Below are 21,533 nucleotides of genomic sequence, written 5' to 3' on the forward strand. Positions count from 1 at the left end.
GCCGCACCTCAGATCTCGCACTCGACGCGACCCGCAAGGAGATGAACATGGATTCACCTACACACGACTTGAAAGGCTTGTTCGACCAACTCGGTCTGGACTCAAGCGAGAAGGCCATCGACGATTTTATTGCCAGTCATTCCCCCTTGGCCGACGACAAGAAACTCATCGATGCCGAGTTCTGGACCCCGCAGCAAGCCGGCTTCCTGAAAGAACAATTGCGTGAAGACGCCGATTGGGCACGGGTGGTCGACGACCTGAACCTGCGTATGCATCAGATCCACTAGCCCAAATATCTTGAGTCAACGAAAAACCTGTGGCGAGGGAGCTGCTCCCTCGCCACAAAAGCCAGCATCACGCGTCTAGCGAGGATTCTCGGGTTTATAGCCCAATCGCAACCCACCCCAATGCCGACCCTTGAGCATGATCGGAACCGAGAGGTCGTGCATCAGTTCGCCGGTGTCGCGGGTGTAGGTTTGCAGCAGTACGGGCTGCTGATGGCTGCCGCAGCGGATTCCCGTGCGGTCGGCGAATTTGCGTTTGGTGCGGTTATGCAGGGTGTCGACCTGCGCATCGCCGGTCAGTGGTTGGCTGAAGACTTTGTTATGGGTCGGCACATAGCCCTGCTGCGTGCAGGCGATAGCGAACACCAGCCCTTCATGGCGCGGCAACAACGGTTCCTGGATCGCCGGCAAGACCTGATCGGCGTAGCGATCAAAGCGGGTCTGGTACTTGGCAGGGCTGGTGTTGGGAATGGCCTGGTAATTGCGATCAAACAGGTCATCGAGGCTGACGCGGCCCTCGTCGATATCCGCTTCAAAGCGCGCCGCAATCTGACTCGCGCCTTCGCGGGCCAAGTCAAAAACCCGCTGGTGATAGTCATCCAGTCCGACTTCCGCGAGGCGTTCGCTGATGGTTTCGGCCTGACCTTCCATTTGCACCGCGGCCTGGGCCAGGCGCTGGGTCTGTTGATCACTGATTGCCAGGTCGCTGCGCATCTGTTCGATGGCGTGAAACAGGCTATCGAGTTGTTCGCGGTTGGTGTCAGCGCCCCTGGCGATTTCCCCGACCTGACTTTCGACGCCCGCGGCCAGACGTGCAATGTTCTCCAGGTGCTGACCGGTGTGCTCGACCTGCTTGACGCCGGTATCGAGGTCGCTGGACAGTTGACGGATCTGCTCCACCACTTGCGCGGTACGTTGCTGTATATCAGCGACCATTTCCCCCACTTCACCGGTAGCCGTCGCCGTGCGCGCAGCCAGACCGCGAACCTCATCGGCCACCACCGCAAATCCGCGACCATGCTCCCCGGCCCGCGCCGCCTCGATAGCCGCGTTCAATGCCAGCAGATTGGTCTGGCTGGCGATGGACTGGATCACCAGGGTTACCCGTTGGATATCATCACTGCGCAGGCTCAGGGCTTCGATCAGTTCACGGCTGTTACTGGCGCGCTGACTGAGTTGATGCATACGGGCGATGGACTCGATCAGCTCCGTACGTCCTGCCGCGCTGCTCTGATGAGCCTCGCTGGCCGCACTGAGAGCTTCCCGACTGAGTGTCGAGGTGGCTTGTTCGGTGGCGATCATCACCTCGGCGTTGCTGACGATCTGGGCCGCGGCACCGAGCTGCGATTGCAGTTTGTCCGCCAGTTGCTTGACCGAAAAGGCCACACCGGCGGCAGACAAAGCGTTATGACTGGTTGTGTAGGAAAGATCGCGAGTCAACTCGGCAATCGCGCTGGCGCTGTCGGCGGGGGCTGCCTGCGGGATGGCGCGCGAGCGCAAGCGAGGTAGCCAAATCACCAGCACGGCCAATGGCAGGCCCAGGTAAAGCGACCACCCCCCCAACGTCATGCCGCACAACAAAAGCATCAGGGCGATGCTTTGCAGGGTCGGCGTCAGCCAAAGGTTTTTTGGCAAAAGCACGGGTGCAGACACTGCTGCAACCACAGATCCGTCACGCGTCATCTTCGTCACCCCACGAATAATTCTAATTGTTGTATCGGCATTAAACGCCACTACAAGGCCATTATCTATGGTCCATTAGTAGTGGGCGTTGCAGCAGATCAATAGAAGTGCGCGGGTTTTTCGCAGACGAAAAAAAGCATCGCGGGCAAGCCTTGCTCCTGACAGGAGTGAGGCTTGCCCGCGATGCGGGGCGTTACGAAATCAGGCCTGACGCTGGTGCTTGTCGATCTGTTCGTGACGCTCTTGAGCTTCGATGCAGTACTTGGTGGTCGGGCTGATCAGCAGGCGCTTCAGGCCAATGGCCTCGCCGCTGTCGTCGCACCAGCCAAAGCTGTCTTCCTTGATGCGTTCCAGAGCCTGTTCCAACTGAGGCAGCATGCGCTGGTCGCGATCAATCGCGTTCACCAGCCAGGTGCGCTCTTCTTCAACAGAAGCAGCGTCAGCCGGATCGGCCGGGGTGTCCAGGCTTTCGATGGCGATGCGGTTCTGTTCGACGCGCTCGTGGGTTTCGACTTTCATGTTCTGCAACAGCTCAAAGAAAAAAGCATGTTGCTCGGCATTCATGTAGTCATCCGCCGGCATGGCCAGCAACTTGTCCTTTGTCATTGATATCTCTATAAAAAAACGTGCATTAAGGCGAATTAGGGAGCGTTCCGGCGGACCTGGTCTGGCCATCGGAACGGCGCCGTTTATTCCAAGCGCCACCCGGCACTCAATTTACGAGGGGCGGCAGTCTAAGGCCGACTTGAGGCCTCAGCAACTGAAAAGACAGCGAATTTGTCCGACAAAGCCCAGAAAGTGCTCTGCGGCAGTCTTTGCGATGGTTATCGGAGTGCGTTTATAGCAAGAAATTCAATCGAGCGGCTGTATATAGAAGACAAACGGCTGCGCCACGCGGGTCAGGCGTGGCGCATTGGCTGCTTTATCTGAGGCTCAGCGTTTTAGTTTGCGCTTGTTGCGGTACTGATCGATGACCACTGCCACCACGATGATCAGGCCTTTGATGATGTCCTGAATATACGCATCGACGCCAACAAAGGTGAATCCGCTGGCCATGACCCCGAGGATCAGTGCGCCGATGACCGTGCCGGTAATGCGTCCTACGCCACCGGCCAGGCTGGTGCCGCCGATCACTGCCGCGGCAATCGCGTCCAGCTCATAAGACATACCCATCCCGGCCTGCCCGGTCGCGGCCCGTGCCGAAGCCACCACACCCGCCAGCCCTGCCAGCAACCCGGCGATGCTGTAGACGATCACCAGATGCCGCTTGACGTTGATCCCCGAGGTACGCGCCGCCTGCATGTTGCCGCCGATGGCGTAGGTGTACTTGCCGTACTTGGTGTAACGCAGGGCGATGTGAAAGATCACCGCGACCACCAGGAAAATAATCACCGGCATCGCGCCATGTCCGATAGCCGTGTAGGAATCCGAGAGCATGCTCACCGGCTGGCCTTCGGTGTAGTAACGCGCAAGGCCACGCGCCGAGACCATCATGCCGAGGGTGGCAATGAACGGGGGGATACCGGTGATAGCAATGATGCTGCCGTTGATGGCCCCCGCCAGCAATCCCACCCCAAGCCCGGTTATGACCGGAATCCATACCGGCAAGTCAGTCAGCGACGGGAACACCGCCCGAGCGAAGTCCGACGTCTGGGCCAGGCTGGCAGCGATCATCGCCGACAGCGCCAGCACCGAACCGGAGGACAGGTCGATACCCGTCGTGATGATCACCTGGGTCACGCCGATGGCCAGCAGGCCAATGATCGACACCTGCAGGATCATCAGCACAAGACGCTGGGAGTTCATCAGGAAGCTCTGGTCGCGCACGATCCAGCCAAACACTTCAAAGACCAGGCCGATGCCAATCAGCACCAGGAAAATACTCAACTCGGTCGGAAAGCGCCGGCGACTCTTGACCGGTGCCGTTGCTGGCTTGTTTTCCAGTATCGCGTTCATAAACACTCACCCTTCTATCGCGTCGCCGACGCAGGCCACCGCCACCGCCGGCATCCATTAGTGAACCGCGGACATGCCCGAGGCCAATTGCATCACTCGTTCCTGGGTCGCTTCACTGCGGTCGAGGGTGCCCATCAGGTCGCCCTCGTGCATGACCATCACCCGGTCGCTCATGCCAAGTACTTCCGGCAGTTCCGAGGAAATCATGATCACCGCCATGCCTTCGCTGGCGAGGCAGGAAATGAGCCGGTAGATCTCGACCTTGGCGCCGACGTCAATACCGCGAGTCGGCTCGTCGAGAATCAGGATCCGTGGATTGGTCATCAGCCAGCGCGCCAACAACGCCTTTTGCTGATTACCGCCGGACAAGGTGTCGATGCACTGCTCCAGCGACGGGGTTTTGACCCGCAGTTTCTTGCACATGTCTTCGCACAAGGCGCGCAGGGCTTTTTGCTGGATGAAACCGTGGCCGGCGTAATGCGGCAACACCGCCATTTCCATGTTCTCCAGCACCGACAGGCACGGGAACAGGCCGCTGAGCTTGCGATCCTCGGTCAGCAATGCGAAGCCCTTCTCGATCGCCATGTGCGGATCGCTGATGCGCACCACTTCGCCGTCGAGACGAATCTCGCCACCGTCGCTCGGCGTGATGCCGAAAATCGCTTCGGCGACGTTAGTCCGCCCCGAGCCCATCAACCCGGCGATGCCGAGGATCTCGCCGGCATGCAGGTCGAAGGAAACACCTTTGAAAATGCCGTCCAGTTTGAGGTCGCGCACCGACAGCAGCAGATCACCGATCGGCTGCTCGCGCACCGGGAACAGCTGGCTCAGTTCGCGGCCGACCATCATCGAAATCAGGCTGTCGCCGTCCATGCTGTCGGCCCGCTGCAGGCCGATGTAGGCACCGTCACGAAACACCGCCACTTCATCGGCGATGCTGAACACTTCGTTCATTTTGTGGGTGATGTAAATGATGCCTTTGCCTTGACGCTTGAGGTCGGCAATGATCGAGAACAGATGGGCGACCTCCTTGTCGGTAATGGCCGAGGTCGGTTCGTCCATGATCAGGATGTCGGAATCGTAGGACACCGCTTTAGCGATCTCGACCATCTGCCGTTCGGCGATGCTCAGGTTGCCAACCTGCTCCTCTGGATCGAGGTTGATCCGCAGGCGTTCCAGCAGTTGCGCGGTGCAGCGGTGCATTTCGCGGTGATCGATCATGTGCAGGCCATTGAGCTGCTCACGGCCGATCCAGATGTTCTCGGCGATGCTCATGTGCGGCATCAGGTTGAGTTCCTGGTGGATCATCGCGATCCCGGCCTGGAGCGCTGCCAGTGGCGTTTCGAAGACCACCGGCTTGCCCCTCAGGCGCAGTTCACCGGCGTCCGGCTGATAGATGCCGGCAATGATTTTCATCAGGGTGGATTTGCCGGCGCCGTTTTCGCCCATCAGGGCCAGCACGGAACCGGGGCGTACCCGAAGCTGCACATCGGACAAGGCCACCACACCGGGAAATCCCTTGCTGACGTTGATGATCTCCAGCAGGTACGGCTCATCGACAGATGCTGCAGTTGGCTGGATACCCACCAACGGGGCGCTCGAAGCAGTCGCTGAAGCGAACATGATCAGGTACTCCATCAGCAAGGTCGCGATCGCCACCTTGCGTATTTATTGTTGTTATTTGAACGGACTGGCTATTTGAACGTGTCGACGTTTTGCGGGGTGATCAAGCGGTATGGCACCCACACGGCCTGTTCAACCGGCTCGTTCTTGGCCATTTTCACGGCGGTGTCGATCGAACCGTCCGCCTGACCCTTGGCGTCCTGGAACACCGACACTGTCATGTTGCCTTTCTTGATCGCGTTCAAGCCGTCCGGCGTACCGTCGACACCCGCGATCAGTACACTGCCCTTGTCGACGCCGGCCTGTTGCAAGGCCATCGCGGCACCAATGGCCATTTCGTCGTTGTTGGACACCACCGCGTCAAACTTGCGGCCCTGGGTCAGCCAGTCGTTGACCAGGGTCATGCCTTTATCCCGTGACCAGATCCCGGTCTGCTCTTGCTCGATCTTGATGTTCGGGTATTTGGCCAGCACCTCTTTGACGCCCTTGGTGCGGTTGGTGGTGGAGTTGTTCGCAAGGTCGCCCAACAGAATCACGATGTCGCCCTTGCCGCCCATTTTGTCGGCCAGGTACTGCATCTGCATTTCGCCGGCCTCCAGATCGTTGGAGGCAACAGTGACCACGCCTTTTGGCAGTTTCAGGTCATCGGGACGGCGGTTGACATAGACCAGCGGGATGCCGGCCTTGACGGCGGCTTCGGTGATTTTTTTGGTGGCGGCGGTATCCACCGGGTTGACCACGATGGCATCGACTTTCTGGCTGATGAAGTTTTCGACCTGGCTCAATTGCTTGACCACGTCGCTGCGGGCGTCTTCGAATTGCAACTGCACGCCATCGGGATAGGACTTGGCTTTCTTGTCCATGGATTCGCGCAGGTAGGTCAGCCAGGTGTCATCGAACTGCGACATGCTGACGCCGATCTTCATATCGGCGAGTGCAGCGCCGCTGGCGAACATCAGGGACAAGGCAAGTGAGGCGAAAACGATCTTGGTCTTCATGAAAAGTCTTTCTCCACATTCTTGTTGGTTTTATGGATGAGGCGTGACGATTTCAGTCAGCGAGAAAAGCGTGAAAACGCGTCGCGAGGCAGGTCGCTGGAAATGACTCTATTGGAATATAATTTCTATATCAACTCATTTTAGAATTTTATTCTGATTTTATTCCATGGCTGTCGAACGGGCTCAATGCCACCACTTGATGCCGCTCGAAGCTCAGTCGCGCAGCGTCTAGCACACGGGTGGTCGCCAATGCATCACGGGCGTCCACGGGCAGTGGGCCACCGCTCTGCAACGCGGATTGCAGCTTTAAATAGAACTGATTCCAGCAACCGCGCTCGGAGGGCACCCGTTCGCGCACTTCGCCCTGTTCGAACCAGCCCCATCGGCGATGTTCTTCAACACCCCAGCGTTCACCTTCGGATTTGGGCGAGAGCCCGGCGAGCGCCGACGCTTCCTGCCCGTCCAGGCCATCGACGCTGTAACAGCCTTCGCTGCCGGTCACCCGAAAGCGCGGGCCGGGGGTGTTTTGCAGGCAGCTGCCGCCCAAGTGGGAGGTGACGCCACTGGCATGAGTCAGGGACATAAAGAAGCCGTTATCGAAGGCCTGGCCTTTTTCCAGGTAATCCAGTTCGGCATAGACCTGGGTCACCGGACCGAACAGCAGCAACGCCTGATCCACCAGATGACTGCCGAGATCGCGCAGGAAGCCGCCGCCACTGCCGTTGTTCACCGCCTGCGGTGAGTAACGCTCGATCCGCGATTCGAAACGGGTGACCTGGCCCAGCGCACCGGACTCGATGAGTTTGCGCACGGTAAGGAAATCCGAGTCCCAGCGACGGTTCTGGTAGACGCTGAGCTGCACGCCCTGGCGCTCGGCCATGGTGATCAGGGTTTGGGCTTGCTGCGCGTCAGCGGCGAAGGGTTTGTCGCTGACCACCGCGACGCCGTGTTCGATGCCGTCGAGCACCAGCGCCGGGCGGCCCTTGAGCGGCGTGGACACCACCAGCACATCGATCCCGGCCTCAACCAACTGGCCGATGCTGTCGAACGCGGGCACCCCAGGGTGCTCGGCCGCCAGCAACTGTCGGCGCTCAGGTGAACGGGTGACAACACCCACGAACCTTGCCGTCGGCAAACTGCTGATCAGCGGGGCATGAAAAAACCGGCCGCCATGGCCGTAACCGACAAGTCCGATACGCATGAAATATTCTCCTTATAGAACGCGGACCCTGTGGGAGCGGGCTTGCCCGCGATAGCGGTATGACAGTCACAGAGATGTTGAATGTGCCGCCATCATCGCGGGCAAGCCCGCTCCCACAGGTTTTGTATGGGTCGGTCAACCGCAAAGTTCGCGGGTCACACGTTCGAGCATCATCCGGTTGGACTCATCCGGCCGGTCTTCCCAGGCAAACACCGAAACCGTGGCAATACCGTCGAACTGAATCTCGCGCAAGGTGCCGAAAAACGCGTCCCAATCGACTTCGCCCTGACCGATATCCAGATGCTGGTGCACGGTGGCGACGACACCCGGTGGGTTGACGATGTAGCGCAGCCCCGAGGACGCCTTGTGGTTGTAGGTATCGGCGATGATCAGGTGGCTCAGTTTGGAGGCAGCGTACTTGAGCATCGAGGCGATATCGCCTTTGCCATCGTCATAGAAGAAGGTGTGCGGCGCGGCGTAGAGGTAGTTGATCCACTCGCGATCCAGACCGCGAATGATGTCCACCGACTCGTTGTTGCGCTCGCAGAAGTCGTAAGGGTGGGCCTGAATATCAAGCTTGATGCCTTCGCGCTCGAACTCTGGAATCAGCTCGTCCATCGAGCGCATGAACTGGTTCTCGCAGACCAGCGGGTTGTCTGAATGGCCGGTGAACTCGGTGTTGACCAGCTCGCAGTCCATCTCCACGGCAATCTGGATCGCCCGCTTCCAGTTGCGTACGGCGGCAACTCGCAGGCCTTCGTCGGCAGCGGCCCAGTGGTACATCGGTAATAAGGAAGAGAGCTTGACCCCGGTGTCGCTCAGGGCTTTGCGAAATTCCTTGATCCGCGCCTTGTCGACGCGTGGGGCTTTGTAGAACGGCAGGAAATCTTCCCGGGGCGAGAGTTCGATGTGTTCGTAACCGAGCTCGGCGACCTTATCGACCATCTTGCCCAAGGACAGGGTGCGGTACATGTAGGGGTCTAGTGCGATGCGCATGTTCTTGCTCTCCTTCACCAATGCCTCTGCCCTGACGCTTTCCCTGTGGGAGCGAGCCTGCTCGCGAAGAGGCCTGTACGCTCAACATTAATGTTGACTGACATTACGCCTTCGCGAGCAGGCTCGCTCCCACAGGGGATCGGGGTTAGCCGTAGAAGTGTGGGCGGTCTGGCAGGCCGACTTTGACAATCTGCCCGCTGTTCTGCGCTTCGATACACGCATCCGCCGCCACCGCCGCCGCGAAGCCGTCCCATGCCGATGGGCCGCCGACTTGGCCGCCACGCACACCATCGATGAACGCCTGCAACTCAACGTCGTACGCCGCGATGAAGCGATCCTTCCAGTCCATCAGAATCGCGTTGGACAATTTCGCCCCGCTGCGCAACTGAACCTGCGAGGGCTCTGGCAGTTTGGCGATGCCGGTCTCCCCCACGACTTCGCACTGGATGTCGTAGCCGTATTGGCAGTTAACGAACACTTCCACGTCGATGCGCGTGCCTTTGGCGGTTTCCAGCAGCACAATCTGCGGGTCTTTCAAATGCGCGAGCGCCTTGCTGCTCTTGCGCGGGAACACCACTTGCACCGACACGTAATCGTCGTCGAGCAACCAGCGCAACACGTCCAGTTCATGGATCAGCGTGTCGGTGATCGCCATGTCGGTCTTGTAGTTCTCACCCACGCTCGGGTTGCGGTGCGCGCAGTGCAACATCAACGGCTCACCAATCTGACCGCTGTCGATCACGGCTTTGAGGGCGCGATAACCTTCGTCATACGGACGCATGAAGCCGACCTGCACCAGGCGCTTGCCGTGGGCCACTTCAGCCTCGACGATCTTGCGGCAACCTTCAGCAGTGACCGCCAGCGGTTTCTCGCAAAACACCGGTTTGCCGGCGGCAATCGCTGCCAGCACGAACTCTTCGTGGCTCGGGCCCCAAGAGGTGACGAGGATCGCTTCGACCTCCGGCGCCTTGATCAGCGCGTGGCCGTCGGGATAGACCTCGGCGGTCAGCCTCAGGTCGGAAACGACCTTCGCGGCTTGCTGCGAGTTAATGTCGGTCACAGCAACTACCTGGCTATTGAGCAAGGTCTGGCTGCAACGACGGATATGGTCCTGGCCGATGGCCCCGGTGCCGATGACGCCTATACGCAGTGAATTAAAAAGCAATGACATGAAGATTCTCCTGCAAAAAATTGTTGTTGGTATCAGGGGTAATCAGTACTGACGAGCCTTGGCCAGTCGCTCATTCAGGGTCTTGGCCACCGCATCGGTGCGGGCGCTGGTGGAGACTTGCGCCACACCGACCCGCCACCACGACAGGTATTTGTGAATCATGGTTTTGGGCAGCACCTTGATGTCGATCAGCGTCGACACCGTCTGCAATCGCGCATCGGCCAATGCCGCTTTCAGTTCTTCGATCGTGTTCACTTTGTAGGTTTTGCAGCCATAGGCCGCCGCGCTCATGGCGAAATCCACCGGCACGAAACCGCCGTCCAGCTTGCCGGTTTCCGGGTTACGGAAACGGAACTCGGTGCCGAAGCTGTCCATGCCGTGTTCCATCTGCAAGTTGTTGATGCAACCGAAGGTCATGTTGTCCAGCAACACCACGTTGATTTTGCGGCGCTCCTGAATCGAGGTCGCCAGCTCGGAATGCAGCATCATGTAAGAGCCGTCGCCGACCAGCGCATAGACCTCGCGCTCAGGCTCGGCGAGCTTCACCCCCAACGCGGCGTTCACCTCATACCCCATGCAGGAATAGCCGTACTCGACGTGATAGGTGTTCACCCCCTTGCAGCGCCAGCTGCGCTGCAAGTCACCGGGCAGACTGCCGGCGGCGGCGACGATCACCGCGTCATCGGCGAGGGTTTCATTGAGCACGCCGAGCACTCGGCTCTGGGTCATGCAGGAACCGGTCAGCTCGATGAATTCGCGCAACACCGCCGGGTCCATGTGGTCGTTGATTTCCGGGATGAAGTCTTTGCCCTGGTAGTCGACCTGATAGAGACGGTCGACTTCCTCGTCCAGTTGCGCCTTGGCCTGATGCGGTTGATCGCCCCACGCAGAGCGGTAATCGCCCAAGGCTTCAGCCAAGGCGTGCAACCCGACGTTGGCGTCCGCCAGCAATTGCACGCCGTCGAGTTTCAGCGCATCGCAGGGACTGATGTTGAGGTTGAGAAATTGCACGTCCGGATGCTGGAACAGGGATTTCGACGCGGTGGTGAAATCGCTGTAGCGCGTGCCGACACCGATGATCAGGTCCGCATCCTTGGCCAACAGATTCGCCGCCAGACAGCCGGTTTCACCTATTCCGCCAACGTTCAGCGGATGACTGGACACCACCGCACTCTTGCCGGCCTGGGTTTCGGCGAAGGGAATATCGAAGCGCTCGGCAAACGCTTGCAAGGCGGCATTGGCGCCGGAGTATTTGACCCCGCCACCGCAAATGATCAGCGGTTTGCGCTTGCCTTTGAACAGCGCCAAGGCATCGCCGAGCATCGCTTCGGTGGCCGGACGACGCTCGATGCGGTGCACGCGTTTTTGCAGGAAATAATCGGGGTAGTCGTAGGCCTCGGCTTGCACATCTTGTGGCAAGGCCAGGGTCACCGCGCCGGTTTCGGCAGGGTCGGTGAGCACGCGCATGGCGTGGATCGCCGCCGTCATGAGTTGCTCGGGACGGTTGATGCGGTCCCAGTATTTGCTCACGGCCTTGAACGCGTCGTTGGTGCTGATGCTCAGGTCGTGGAACTGCTCGATCTGTTGCAGCACCGGGTCCGGTTGGCGGCAGGCGTAGACATCGCCGGGCAACAGCAGCAATGGAATGCGGTTGGCGGTCGCCGTCGCGGCAGCGGTCAGCATGTTCGCCGCGCCTGGGCCTACCGATGAGGAGCAGGCGTAGATCTTGCGCCGCAAGTGTTGCTTGGCAAAACCGATGGCCGCGTGGGCCATGCCTTGCTCGTTGCGACCCTGATGGACGATCAGGTCGCCACTGTCCTGCTCCAGGGCCTGACCCAGGCCCAGCACATTGCCGTGACCGAAAATGGTAAAGATCCCGGCGACGAATTTGCTTTGAACCCCATCGACCTCGATGTACTGGTTATCGAGGAATTTCACCAGGGCCTGGGCCATGGTCAGTCTTGTTGTGGTCATGCTTGCACCTTCTGTATGCAAATCCGATCCCGCTGTAGGAGCTGCCGAAGGCTGCGATCTTTTGATCTTGATCTTAAAAACAACATCAAAAGATCGCAGCCTTCGGCAGCTCCTACAGGGGAAGTGTCAACTCAGAGACTTGTTCAGGTGATCCATGCTCGCGCCGATCGCCTGCTGGATATCCGCCAGGCCATGGACACTGTCGGCGAACGGTTCGAACGACAGGTAGCCGCTGTAGCCGCTGCTGAGCAAGGTGTCGATCTGCGCCGCGTTGCCAAGGATGTCGCCCTCGCCCACCAGCACCCGGTGGCCGTCGCGTATGGTCGCCAACGGTGCCTCGGCATCTTCGACACCGGAGATGTGCACCAGCCCGGTCAGTTCGGGGAAAAACTCATGTTCGCTGGCCAGGTGATGGTGAAAGGTGTCATGCACCAGACGGAACACATCCAGCCCGCCAATGGCCTTGATCGCGTCCACTGCCGTGCGTTTACGGCGCAGCGAGCACTCTTCGAAACCCAGCGGCTCGATGAAACCGAGAATGCCGTGTTCGCGCAGGATCGGCGCCAGTTCAGTCAACGCCGTGCGCAGACCCGAAGCGCGTGCGGCCTCATTACGCGGGTCGGCCCGGTCGTTGAGCGGACACATGACCAACCCCTGTGCGCCGCAATCACGGGCATAAGCGGCCAGCTTCAAGGCCTGTGCGCGGCGTTTGTCATTCCACACATCAAACGGATACAGCGCGTTGATCGAGAGCACGGTAATGCCTTTGTCAGCACACAACTCACGGACGCGCTCGGGGACGGTGCCGTCTTCGATCTCGACACCTTTAAGGTCGTTGCGAATTTCGATCGCGTCGGCCTTGAGGGTCACCGCCAGCTCGATGAACGCGGGCAGGGACAAGCGTGGGGCGACCATACGGTTCAGGGCGAAACGCAGGGGTTTGCTCATTTTTGTTGTTCTCCGCACAGGTGAATTAGTGGGCCGTCGGCATGCTGAATTCAGGGCCCTTGGCGATGCTGTCGGGCCAGCGCTGCATCACGCTTTTGTAACGGCTGTAGAAGCGAATGCCTTCTTCGCCATAAGCGTGGTGATCGCCGAACAGCGAGCGCTTCCAGCCGCCGAAGGAGTGCCAGGCCATCGGCACCGGAATCGGCACGTTGATGCCGACCATGCCGACCTTGATCGTGCGGGCGAAGGCTCGGGCGATGCCGCCGTCGCGGGTGAAACAGGACACGCCGTTGCCGAACTCGTGGGCGTTGATCAACGCGACGGCGCTGGCGAAATCCGCTACCCGAACGATGCCCAGCACCGGACCGAAAATTTCCTGTTGGTAAATACTCATCTCGGTCGTGACGTTATCGAACAGCGTCGCGCCGACGAAGAAGCCGTTCTCGGCGCCCGGCACTTTGAAGCTGCGGCCGTCGACGATCAGCTGCGCGCCCTGGGCCACACCTTCGTCGATGAAACCTTCGACTTTGGCCTTGTGCTCGGCTGTCACCAGCGGCCCCATGTCGCTGTCGCCCTTCAGGCCGTTGCCGACTTTCAGTTGGTCGATACGCGGCAGCAGTTTGGCAATTAGTTGGTCGCCGACATCGCCCACCGCCACGGCAATCGAAATCGCCATGCAGCGCTCGCCGGCCGAGCCGTAAGCCGCGCCGATCAAGGCATCCGCCGCTTGATCCAGATCCGCATCGGGCATGACGATCATGTGATTCTTCGCCCCGCCCAGCGCCTGCACACGCTTGCCGCGCGAGGTGGCTTGCTGGTGGATGTACTCGGCAATCGGCGTCGAGCCGACAAAGGAAATCGCCTCGATGTCCGGGTGTTGCAGCAAGGCGTCGACCGCGGTCTTGTCACCCTGAACCACGTTGAACACACCGTCCGGCAACCCGGCTTCGCTCAACAGACGGGCCATCAGCACACTGGCGGACGGATCGCGCTCGGACGGCTTGAGGATGAAGCAATTACCAGTGATCAGTGCCAGTGGGATCATCCACAGCGGCACCATCACCGGGAAGTTGAACGGCGTGACGCCGGCGCACACGCCCAGCGGCTGACGCAGGTTCCAGTTATCGATGCCGCCGCCGATGTTGTCGCTGAAATCGGTTTTCAGCAGGTTCGGCGCACCGCAGGCGTACTCGACGATTTCGATGCCCCGGGTGACTTCGCCCTTAGCATCCGAAAACACCTTGCCGTGTTCGCGGCTGATGATTTCTGCCAGCTCATCGTGATGTTGGTCGAGCAATTCCTTGAACTTGAACATCACCCGCGAACGGCGCAGGGACGATTGCTCGGACCACTCCGGGAAGGCTTTGAGGGCCGAGGCGACGGCTTCGTCTACGGTCTTCTGGCTGGCCAGCCCGACGCGCGCCTGGACGCTGCCGGTGGCCGGGTTGAAGACGTTGCTGAAGCGTTCACTGCTGCTGTCTTGCACTTGACCGTGGATGTAATGGCCGATGACCGGGGCATTGCTCATTGATCGTGTTCTCCGTGCAGAGGTTGGAATTCAGGCTTTTTAGTTCAGAGATCAAGCAGCCAGCTGTGCTGCGGATCGTTATGGAACTGCCAGACCCGTTTCGGGCCGGCCATCACGTTCAGGTAATACGACTCGTAGCCGTACGGCACGCTGACCGGGTGATAGCCCTTGGGCACGACCACGAGGTCGCTGTTTTCCACGGCCATGGCCTGATCGATGCTGCGATCGTCGGTGTAGACCCGCTGGAACACGAAACCCTGGGGCGGGTTGATCTGGTGGTAATAGGTTTCTTCAAGAAAACTCTGGTGCGGCAAATCGTCGGTGTCGTGCTTGTGCGGCGGGTAGCTCGACGAGTGACCCGATGGCGTGCGCACTTCCACCACCAGCAGCGAATGGGCCGGTTCGGTGTCCGGCAGAATGTCGCAGACGTAACGAGTGTTGGCGCCTTTGCCGCGCACGCTGCGTTTCATGGTGTCGGGTTTGATCAGCCGTGGACCGAGGCCGTTGCTCGTTGAACCGGGTGCGGCGCACACAGCGATCTGTACGTCGCTGAGCGCGACCACTTGCGCCTGACTGCCAGGTGACAAGTACGCGGCGAACGGGGATTTTTCTTCGAATACCGACTGACGATCGCCGATGTTGTCCCAGTCGAACGCGCCCTGCCCCGGCGCTTCGCCCTTGAGGCTGACCCGACCGCTGAGTAGCACCAGGCACAGTTCTTTATCACCGGCCGACACCGGCAGGGTTTCGCCCAGGCTCAAGCGGTAAGCGGCGAAGCCGACGTATTCCAGCTCACGTTGACCCAGCTCGACCATGGTCCGGCCACGGGCATTGCTTTTGACCAGCAGGCTCATCACTTAGTCCTCTCGTCGAGCAGCGCACGCAAGGTGTCGTAGCCTTTTTTGGCGTAGACGTAGCTCGGCGCCACCGCCGGGTCCTGCTCGGCTTCAACCACCAGCCAGCCGTGGTAATCGGCCGCCAACAGCACGTCGAGCAGGGCGTCGAAGTCGATGTCGCCATCGCCGGGCACGGTGAACGTGCCGTTGATGATGCAGTCCGGGAAGCTCCACAAATTGTTGCGTGCCAGCTGCACCACCGGTTTGCGCACGTCCTTGAAATGCACATGGCAGACGCGTTCGATGTGTTTGCGCAGCACCTGCAACGGCTCGCCGCCGCCCATGTAGCAATGGCCCGAATCGAACAGCAGGCCGACTTCACTGCCGGTCAACGCCATCAACGTGTCGATGTCCGCCGGGGATTCGACGTAGGCGCCCATGTGGTGGTGATAGGCCAGGCGCACGCCTTGGGACAAGGTGAAGCGCGCCAGTTCGGTGAGCTTGTCGGCGTATTCCTGCCAGGCGTGTTCGGTGTGGAAACGCGGGCGTTCAACCAGCGCAATGCGCTGGCCTTGAATGGAGTCGGCGACTTCGCCGTACACCAGCACCTTGGCGCCGTTCTTCGCCAACAGCTCGACATGGCTGCCAATGGCGTCGATTTCTTCAGCCACCGAGCGGCGGGCCAGACGACTGGAGTACCAGCCGGACACCAGCGCCAGGTCATAGGGGCGCAGTACATCGCCGACACCCTTGGCGTCCTTGGGGAATTTGCCGTTGAGTTCGAAACCTTCGTAGCCGATTTCCTTACCTTCGCTCAGGGCGGTGCTCAGCGGCGTCTCCCCACCGAGGGACGGCAAGTCGTCGTTGCTCCATGAGATCGGGTTGATGCCAATTCGAATAGCGGGCATGGCTGCACCTTTTATTGTTTTACCTAACCAGTAAGAGCGACACAAAACCCTGTGGGAGCGGGCTTGCTCGCGAAAGCGGTGTGTCAGGCAACAACAATGTTGAATGTGCCGGCCTCTTCGCGAGCAAGCCCACTCCCACATTGGTATTGCGGTGTTGCGTCATGCGCGGGCTTTTCGCCAGGCATCGATCAGCTCGACGAACGTGCCCTGCACCTGGCTGATCAGCGTTTCGTCATCGATTTCCCCGGCCAGCCACGCGCGGCTCGGCTCCTGGAAAATCGTCCGACCTACGGCGAAACCACGGCAAGTCTGGCTCTGGCTGGCCTGCTGAAACCCTTCGGCCAGTGCCGCTGCCGGTGCATTCAGCCCCAACAACACCACGCCACGGCAGTACGGATCACGCGCCTGAATCAGCTCGTCGAGTTGTTTCCATTCCTCGGCGCTCTGCGCTTCGATCTTCCACCACGCCGGGTAAATGCCCAGGTTGTAGAGGCGTTTGAGGGCGCGATACAGCACGTCCGGATGGGTCGATGGATGATCCTTGGGCGGGATGATTTCCAGCAGCAGCTCATGACCACTGACTTGGGAGGCCTGATACAAACCCTTGATCTGCGCTTCCTGTTCCAGTCGCAGCAGCGGCTCGTCGTCGGGGTGGAATTGCACCAGGCACTTGATGATCTGCTCCTGCGGCCAGGCGATCAGGTTGCTGCCAATCGAGCGCCCATGTTCGAACGCCAATGGCCGCGAACCCTGCACTTCCACCGGCCGCGCCACCCACCAGCCGCGACCGGTGGCCGCGTTCAGCGAGTCCTGACCGAAGCGCTGATCGGCCAGCAGCCCGACATCGGCCTCGATGCCTTGCTTGCGCAAATCGGTTTCGACCCGTTCCACAGCCTTGATAAAGAGTTGTTTGAGTTCGCCGATGGCGTTCAGGTCCCGACCACCCTTGTGCGCCAGTTCCACCAGTTGCCCGCGATGATCGAAGGCAAAGATGAACAGTTGCTTCCACTGTTTGCGCGGCACGCTGACCTGATGCAGACGTTGCAGCGTGGCGTCCTGATCCGGCCGGGTAATCGGCACCGGGCTGTTGAACAGATAGTCGAGTTCGGCGCGGGTTGGCATCGCCGGGGCGCAGGCGTGACGCGACACCACCAGACCACCGCAGGCATTGGCCAACTGGCAGCAGCGCTCGTCGCTCGCATCCTCCAGCCAACCGCTGAGGAAACCCGACATGAAGGCATCGCCGGCCCCCAGCACGTTCAACACTTCCACGCGGACGCCGGGATAAATGGCGCCGTCTTCGAGACGCACCGGGATCACCCCGTGAATCACCGTGCAGCCTTGCGGGCCGAGCTTGACCACCAGGGTCGCAGCGCTCAGGCGCCGCACATTACGCAGCGCAGTGAGCAAATCCTCGGAGCCGCCGGCAATCAGGAATTCCTCTTCCGTGCCGACGATCAGGTCGAAACGCGGCAGAATTTTCTGCACATGCTGGCTGACGTTCTGGTCGGCGACGAAACGGGTTTCGCCGTCGGCCTTACCGGCCAGGCCCCAGAGCACCGGGCGGTAGTCGATATCCAGTACGCGTTTGACGTTGTGCTTCTCGGCGTATTCCAGCGCCTGGATGCTCGCCTTGTAGACGCCGTCGGTGGAGAAATGGGTGCCGGTGATCAGCAAGGCTTTGCTGGAAGCGATGAAGGCTTCGCTGATGTCTTCGGCCCGCAGCGCCATGTCGGCGCAGTTTTCGCGGTAGAAGACCAAAGGAAAGGTTTCGCGGTCCTTGAGAGCCAGCAGCACCATGGCGGTCAGGCGCTCCGGATCGACCTTGATGCCGCTGACATCGCAACCTTCGCGGGTCAGGGATTCAACGAGGAAGCGGCCCATGTGGTCGTCCCCTACCCGGCTGAGCATCGCCGATTTCAGACCCAGACGAGCCGTGCCGAAGGCGATGTTGGCGGACGATCCACCGAGGTATTTGGCGAAGCTTGAAACATCTTCCAACCGCGCTCCGACTTGCTGCGCATAGAGGTCGACGCCAAGGCGCCCCAGGCAAATCAGATCCAATTGACGCCCACTGGCAAAACGAGTCTGGCCCATGTTGGCTCCTGTTATTTTTATCAGCCTGCGTTCGGGGCGATGGCCGCGCCGAACACGCTGGGTGGATGCAGACTAAAACGTGCGGGACCGAATAATCAATAATTATTCCAAATATTTTTTACGTGGAATATTTTTTCCAATAAACTTGGGTGCAAGCGTTCCAGGGACAGTGCATCGTTTCAGCACACCCCGTACTGACTGCAAGCTCAAGATTTTATTCCGGCCTACCCTGTAGACTGCGCACAGCCAACCTATTGTCAGGGGATGACGCTTTCTGTCGTCCCTATAAGAACAAGCCAGAAGGATTCCTTATGACCCGCACCGATCAGCCGGCGACGACCGAGAGCACGCCCGACAGCGATCTCGCCAGCCCCCCGATCAATGCCGAGCGTCTGCTGCAGCTGATCACCCACGAATACGAAAGCCTGCCGCGCCAGCTCAAGCGCATCGCCAGCTACATGAGCCAGCAGAGCGACCGGATCATGGTCGATCGCATCAGCGACATTGCCCGCGAGTGCGAAGTGCACCCCTCGGCGATCGTGCGGTTTTCCCAGCGCTTCGGGTTCAGCGGCTTCAGCGAAATGCAGGCACTGTTCCGCGAGGCCTATACCCACAAGACCACGCCGGTTCAGAATTACCAGCAGCGCATTCGCAGCATGATCGCCAACAAATCCCAGAAGGCCAGCGGCGGCGACCTGGCGCGTGAGTGCATCAATGCCACCCTCTCGGGCATCGAACGGCTGGGTCTTGAACTGGATGACCAGGCCTTCGACAAGGCCGTGGATCTGGTGGTGAATGCCGACAACATCTACGTGGTCGGGGTGCGTCGTTCGTTCGCGGTGGCCGACTACCTGGTCTACAACCTGCAGCACACCAACAAGCGCATTCATCTGGTCTCCGGCCTCGGCGGCAGCTACCGCGAGCAGATGCGCAGCGTGCGTGCCAATGACCTGGTGATCGCCATCAGCTTCACGCCCTACGGCAAGGAGACCCAGCATTGCCTGCGCATCGCCCAGCACAATCAGGCAAAAACCCTGATCATCACCGACAGCAACCTCTCGCCCCTGGCCAAGCGCGCCAACACCGTGCTGCTGGTCAATGAAGGTAGTTCGTTCGCCTTCCGGTCATTGAGTGCGACACTGTGCCTGTGCCAGGCGCTGTTTATCGCCGTGGCCTATCGGCTGGAATTGAAGGTCGACGAGATTCACGAACAGGTGGGCTTCGAGGATTAGCGCGTCGCCGGTTGCAGCGCGCGGAACCTCAGCTAAGGTAGTCCATCCCGAAATGGACATCTGAAGGAGCGGTTCAATGAAGCTGATCGGCATGCTGGATTCGCCGTATGTGCGGCGCGTCGCCATCTCTGCCAAACGCCTTGGCATCTCGCTGGAACATCAATCGGTTTCGGTGTTTCGGCACTTCGAGCAATTCCAGCAAATCAACCCGGTGGTCAAGGCCCCTACCCTGGTGCTGGATGACGGTGAAGTGTTGATGGACTCGACGCTGATCATCGAATACCTGGAAGCGCTGGCCAGTCCCGGCAAAAGTTTGATGCCGGGTGATCTCGATCAACGACTGCGCACATTGCGCCTGATTGGTCTGGGATTGGTGGCCTGCGAGAAATCCGTGCAGCTCTACTACGAACGCAACCTGCGCCCGGTGGAGATTCAATTCGAACCGTGGGTGGAACGGGTCGAAGAGCAATTGGCGGCCGCGTATTCGGCGCTGGAGCGAGAGTTGGAAAAACAACCGTTGAAGACTGACGGTTCGATTGCCCAGGACGGAATTACCTTGGCGGTGGCCTGGAGTTTTACCAATCTGGTGGTGCCGGATCAGGTGGAGGCTGCGCGGTTTCCGCTGATCAGCGCGTTTACCGCGTATGCCGAGGGACTTGAGGTGTTTGTCAGTACGCCAATCGAATGATGGTTTGAAGATCAAAAGATCGCAGGCTGCGCCAGCTCCTACAGGGATCCGCATACATCTGTAGGAGCTGGCGCAGCCTGCGATCTTTTGACTTTGCTTCTTCCCCAAAACGCCGCTTCCACCAGAGGCAGAAGCGGCAGAGGCATGAGCCCCAGTGGTTTCAGGTGAACAGAGCGATCAGGATGATGATCGGGATGGGTATGCCAAGAAACAACAGCAGTAGTGAGCGCATGAGAGTTCTCCTGGGTTAACGAACAGGTACGGAAGTGGTGGATACATAGGCGTCGGTTTCGAGGTACTCGACCGCATCCCGACGACGGCCACCGAAGGTTGCAGCGAGGCTGGCGAAAAACGCACCGATCAGCAGCGCAACGAACATCCACAGCGCCGTCATTGCAGCGACTTTGGCGGCCGTGTCAGCAGCTTGTTTGGCGGCGAGTTTGGCATCGGCCACGGCTTTTTGGGTGCGGGCATAGACTTCATCGACACGACGTTCGGCATCCGCTTGGATGAGGTTGGTCCGCTGGGCGACCAGTTGCGCCAGATAGGTGCGGTCTTCGGCGGACAGTTGGCCGTCGCTCAGGCTGCGCACGAAGATGCGGGTCACGGAGCCACGGGCGGCATCATCGCTGACGGCAACTGGTTGATCAGCGCGGAACAGACTGTCGATGAAGTAGCCGTACTGATCACTGTCGGTATTGCCGGCAGCCGTGCCGGCCGCTTGCGTGACGGCATTGGCGGCACCACCGACCACACTCGCCCCGGCCTGCACCCCACCACTGACGATACCGCTGACCGAGCCGACCAGCAGCGTCGCGGTCACCAGGGTCGCCACGCACCAGGCCAGGAAGCCATGGGCCGTGTCACGGAAATAAACCTCGTCGCCGTGCATGTTCGCCCACTTCACCCGCAGGCGACCGGCGATGTAACCGCCAAGTCCGGAGGCGACGATCTGAGTGACAGAGAGCCAGACGATCGTGGAGATGCCCAGCCCCTTGGCGCTCATGCCTTCATTGGCCCACGGCGATATCGCCGAAAAACCCAGGCCAAAGCCAAGCAGCAGCAGAATCAGCGACAACGCAGCCGCCGCAGCAGCACCGGCGAAAATGGCACCCCAGGACACGCCAGAGCGCGAACTCGACTCATATTCTTCGGCAGGATAGAAACCATCAGGGGATCTATTCATTGTTGTATCGCTCCAGGCAGGAAAAATGGTGTTACAACCGTTCGAATGAACAATTGCAGTCAACGTGCCAGTCGCCTACTCAGAACAAATATAAATATTTCAACAAGTTATAAAATTTGAACTTCCAATGACCATGCAATTTGCAAGGAACTGCCAATCGCAGCGGGTTTTATGCATTGACCAAATAGGCGCCTGCATGAAGTTTTATTTAGAAAGCCTGCACT

18 protein-coding genes are annotated in these 21,533 nt (G+C 59.7%); 3 read left to right on the forward strand and 15 right to left on the reverse strand.

Going from position 1 to position 21,533, the window contains the following annotated elements; genetic code table 11:
- Positions 1-47 precede the first annotated feature (47 nt).
- On the forward strand, positions 48-287 hold the full coding sequence (locus tag ACYZTX_RS19700) for a DUF2789 domain-containing protein (RefSeq protein ID WP_033057641.1): 240 nt from the start codon (positions 48-50) through the stop codon (positions 285-287).
- Positions 288-362: 75 nt separating this feature from the next.
- Here ACYZTX_RS19700 and ACYZTX_RS19705 read toward each other — a convergent pair whose 3' ends face one another.
- The 14 genes from ACYZTX_RS19705 to ACYZTX_RS19770 form a co-directional block, all read right to left on the reverse strand.
- Positions 363-1,967, reverse strand: coding sequence for a methyl-accepting chemotaxis protein (locus tag ACYZTX_RS19705; protein WP_462035494.1), 1,605 nt, complete (start codon positions 1,965-1,967; stop codon positions 363-365).
- Positions 1,968-2,168: 201 nt separating this feature from the next.
- Positions 2,169-2,573, reverse strand: a complete 405-nt coding sequence (locus tag ACYZTX_RS19710) for a TraR/DksA family transcriptional regulator (protein WP_462035495.1) — start codon at positions 2,571-2,573, stop codon at positions 2,169-2,171.
- 327 nt (positions 2,574-2,900) lie between these two features.
- Complete coding sequence (locus ACYZTX_RS19715; RefSeq protein WP_282377835.1) at positions 2,901-3,923, reverse strand: ABC transporter permease; 1,023 nt, start codon at positions 3,921-3,923, stop codon at positions 2,901-2,903.
- Between the two features lie 57 nt (positions 3,924-3,980).
- The gene (locus tag ACYZTX_RS19720; protein WP_462035496.1) at positions 3,981-5,546 is read right to left on the reverse strand and encodes a sugar ABC transporter ATP-binding protein; all 1,566 of its coding nucleotides are present in this window, start codon (positions 5,544-5,546) and stop codon (positions 3,981-3,983) included.
- A gap of 71 nt (positions 5,547-5,617) precedes the next feature.
- On the reverse strand, positions 5,618-6,544 hold the full coding sequence (locus tag ACYZTX_RS19725) for a sugar ABC transporter substrate-binding protein (protein WP_462035497.1): 927 nt from the start codon (positions 6,542-6,544) through the stop codon (positions 5,618-5,620).
- 148 nt (positions 6,545-6,692) lie between these two features.
- Entirely contained in the window at positions 6,693-7,745 is a 1,053-nt protein-coding gene (locus tag ACYZTX_RS19730) for a Gfo/Idh/MocA family protein (protein ID WP_462035498.1), read from the reverse strand.
- A gap of 135 nt (positions 7,746-7,880) precedes the next feature.
- Complete coding sequence (locus tag ACYZTX_RS19735; protein ID WP_462035499.1) at positions 7,881-8,741, reverse strand: sugar phosphate isomerase/epimerase family protein; 861 nt, start codon at positions 8,739-8,741, stop codon at positions 7,881-7,883.
- Positions 8,742-8,886: 145 nt separating this feature from the next.
- Positions 8,887-9,912 (reverse strand): bifunctional inositol 2-dehydrogenase/D-chiro-inositol 1-dehydrogenase, encoded by a 1,026-nt coding sequence (iolG, locus tag ACYZTX_RS19740; RefSeq protein WP_462035500.1) that lies wholly within the window; start codon positions 9,910-9,912, stop codon positions 8,887-8,889.
- Positions 9,913-9,954: 42 nt separating this feature from the next.
- Positions 9,955-11,886, reverse strand: a complete 1,932-nt coding sequence (iolD, locus tag ACYZTX_RS19745; RefSeq protein WP_462035501.1) for a 3D-(3,5/4)-trihydroxycyclohexane-1,2-dione acylhydrolase (decyclizing) — start codon at positions 11,884-11,886, stop codon at positions 9,955-9,957.
- Positions 11,887-12,012: 126 nt separating this feature from the next.
- Entirely contained in the window at positions 12,013-12,834 is an 822-nt protein-coding gene (locus tag ACYZTX_RS19750; protein ID WP_462035502.1) for a TIM barrel protein, read from the reverse strand.
- A gap of 25 nt (positions 12,835-12,859) precedes the next feature.
- Positions 12,860-14,362, reverse strand: a complete 1,503-nt coding sequence (locus ACYZTX_RS19755) for a CoA-acylating methylmalonate-semialdehyde dehydrogenase (protein ID WP_462035503.1) — start codon at positions 14,360-14,362, stop codon at positions 12,860-12,862.
- A 44-nt stretch (positions 14,363-14,406) separates the two neighbouring features.
- A complete protein-coding gene (gene iolB, locus ACYZTX_RS19760) occupies positions 14,407-15,216 on the reverse strand; it encodes a 5-deoxy-glucuronate isomerase (RefSeq protein WP_462035504.1) in 810 nt (269 codons plus the stop codon).
- Positions 15,216-16,106 (reverse strand): myo-inosose-2 dehydratase, encoded by an 891-nt coding sequence (gene iolE, locus ACYZTX_RS19765; protein WP_462035505.1) that lies wholly within the window; start codon positions 16,104-16,106, stop codon positions 15,216-15,218. Before iolE ends, iolB begins: the two co-directional genes overlap by 1 nt.
- Before the next feature lie 159 nt (positions 16,107-16,265).
- Positions 16,266-18,203: a bifunctional 5-dehydro-2-deoxygluconokinase/5-dehydro-2-deoxyphosphogluconate aldolase gene (locus tag ACYZTX_RS19770; protein WP_462035506.1), complete on the reverse strand. Its 1,938-nt coding sequence runs from the start codon at positions 18,201-18,203 to the stop codon at positions 16,266-16,268.
- A 311-nt stretch (positions 18,204-18,514) separates the two neighbouring features.
- On the opposite strand from ACYZTX_RS19770, the gene ACYZTX_RS19775 reads away from it, so the two are divergent.
- Together ACYZTX_RS19775 and ACYZTX_RS19780 are read left to right on the forward strand one after the other, a co-directional pair.
- A complete protein-coding gene (locus ACYZTX_RS19775; RefSeq protein ID WP_283183980.1) occupies positions 18,515-19,435 on the forward strand; it encodes a MurR/RpiR family transcriptional regulator in 921 nt (306 codons plus the stop codon).
- Positions 19,436-19,511: 76 nt separating this feature from the next.
- On the forward strand, positions 19,512-20,123 hold the full coding sequence (locus ACYZTX_RS19780; RefSeq protein ID WP_462035507.1) for a glutathione S-transferase: 612 nt from the start codon (positions 19,512-19,514) through the stop codon (positions 20,121-20,123).
- 247 nt (positions 20,124-20,370) lie between these two features.
- On the opposite strand, the gene ACYZTX_RS19785 is transcribed toward ACYZTX_RS19780, so the two are convergent.
- Complete coding sequence (locus ACYZTX_RS19785) at positions 20,371-21,309, reverse strand: hypothetical protein (RefSeq protein ID WP_462035508.1); 939 nt, start codon at positions 21,307-21,309, stop codon at positions 20,371-20,373.
- Between the last annotated feature and the right edge of the window lie 224 nt (positions 21,310-21,533).

It is taken from the genome of Pseudomonas sp. MDT1-17, assembly GCF_054898105.1.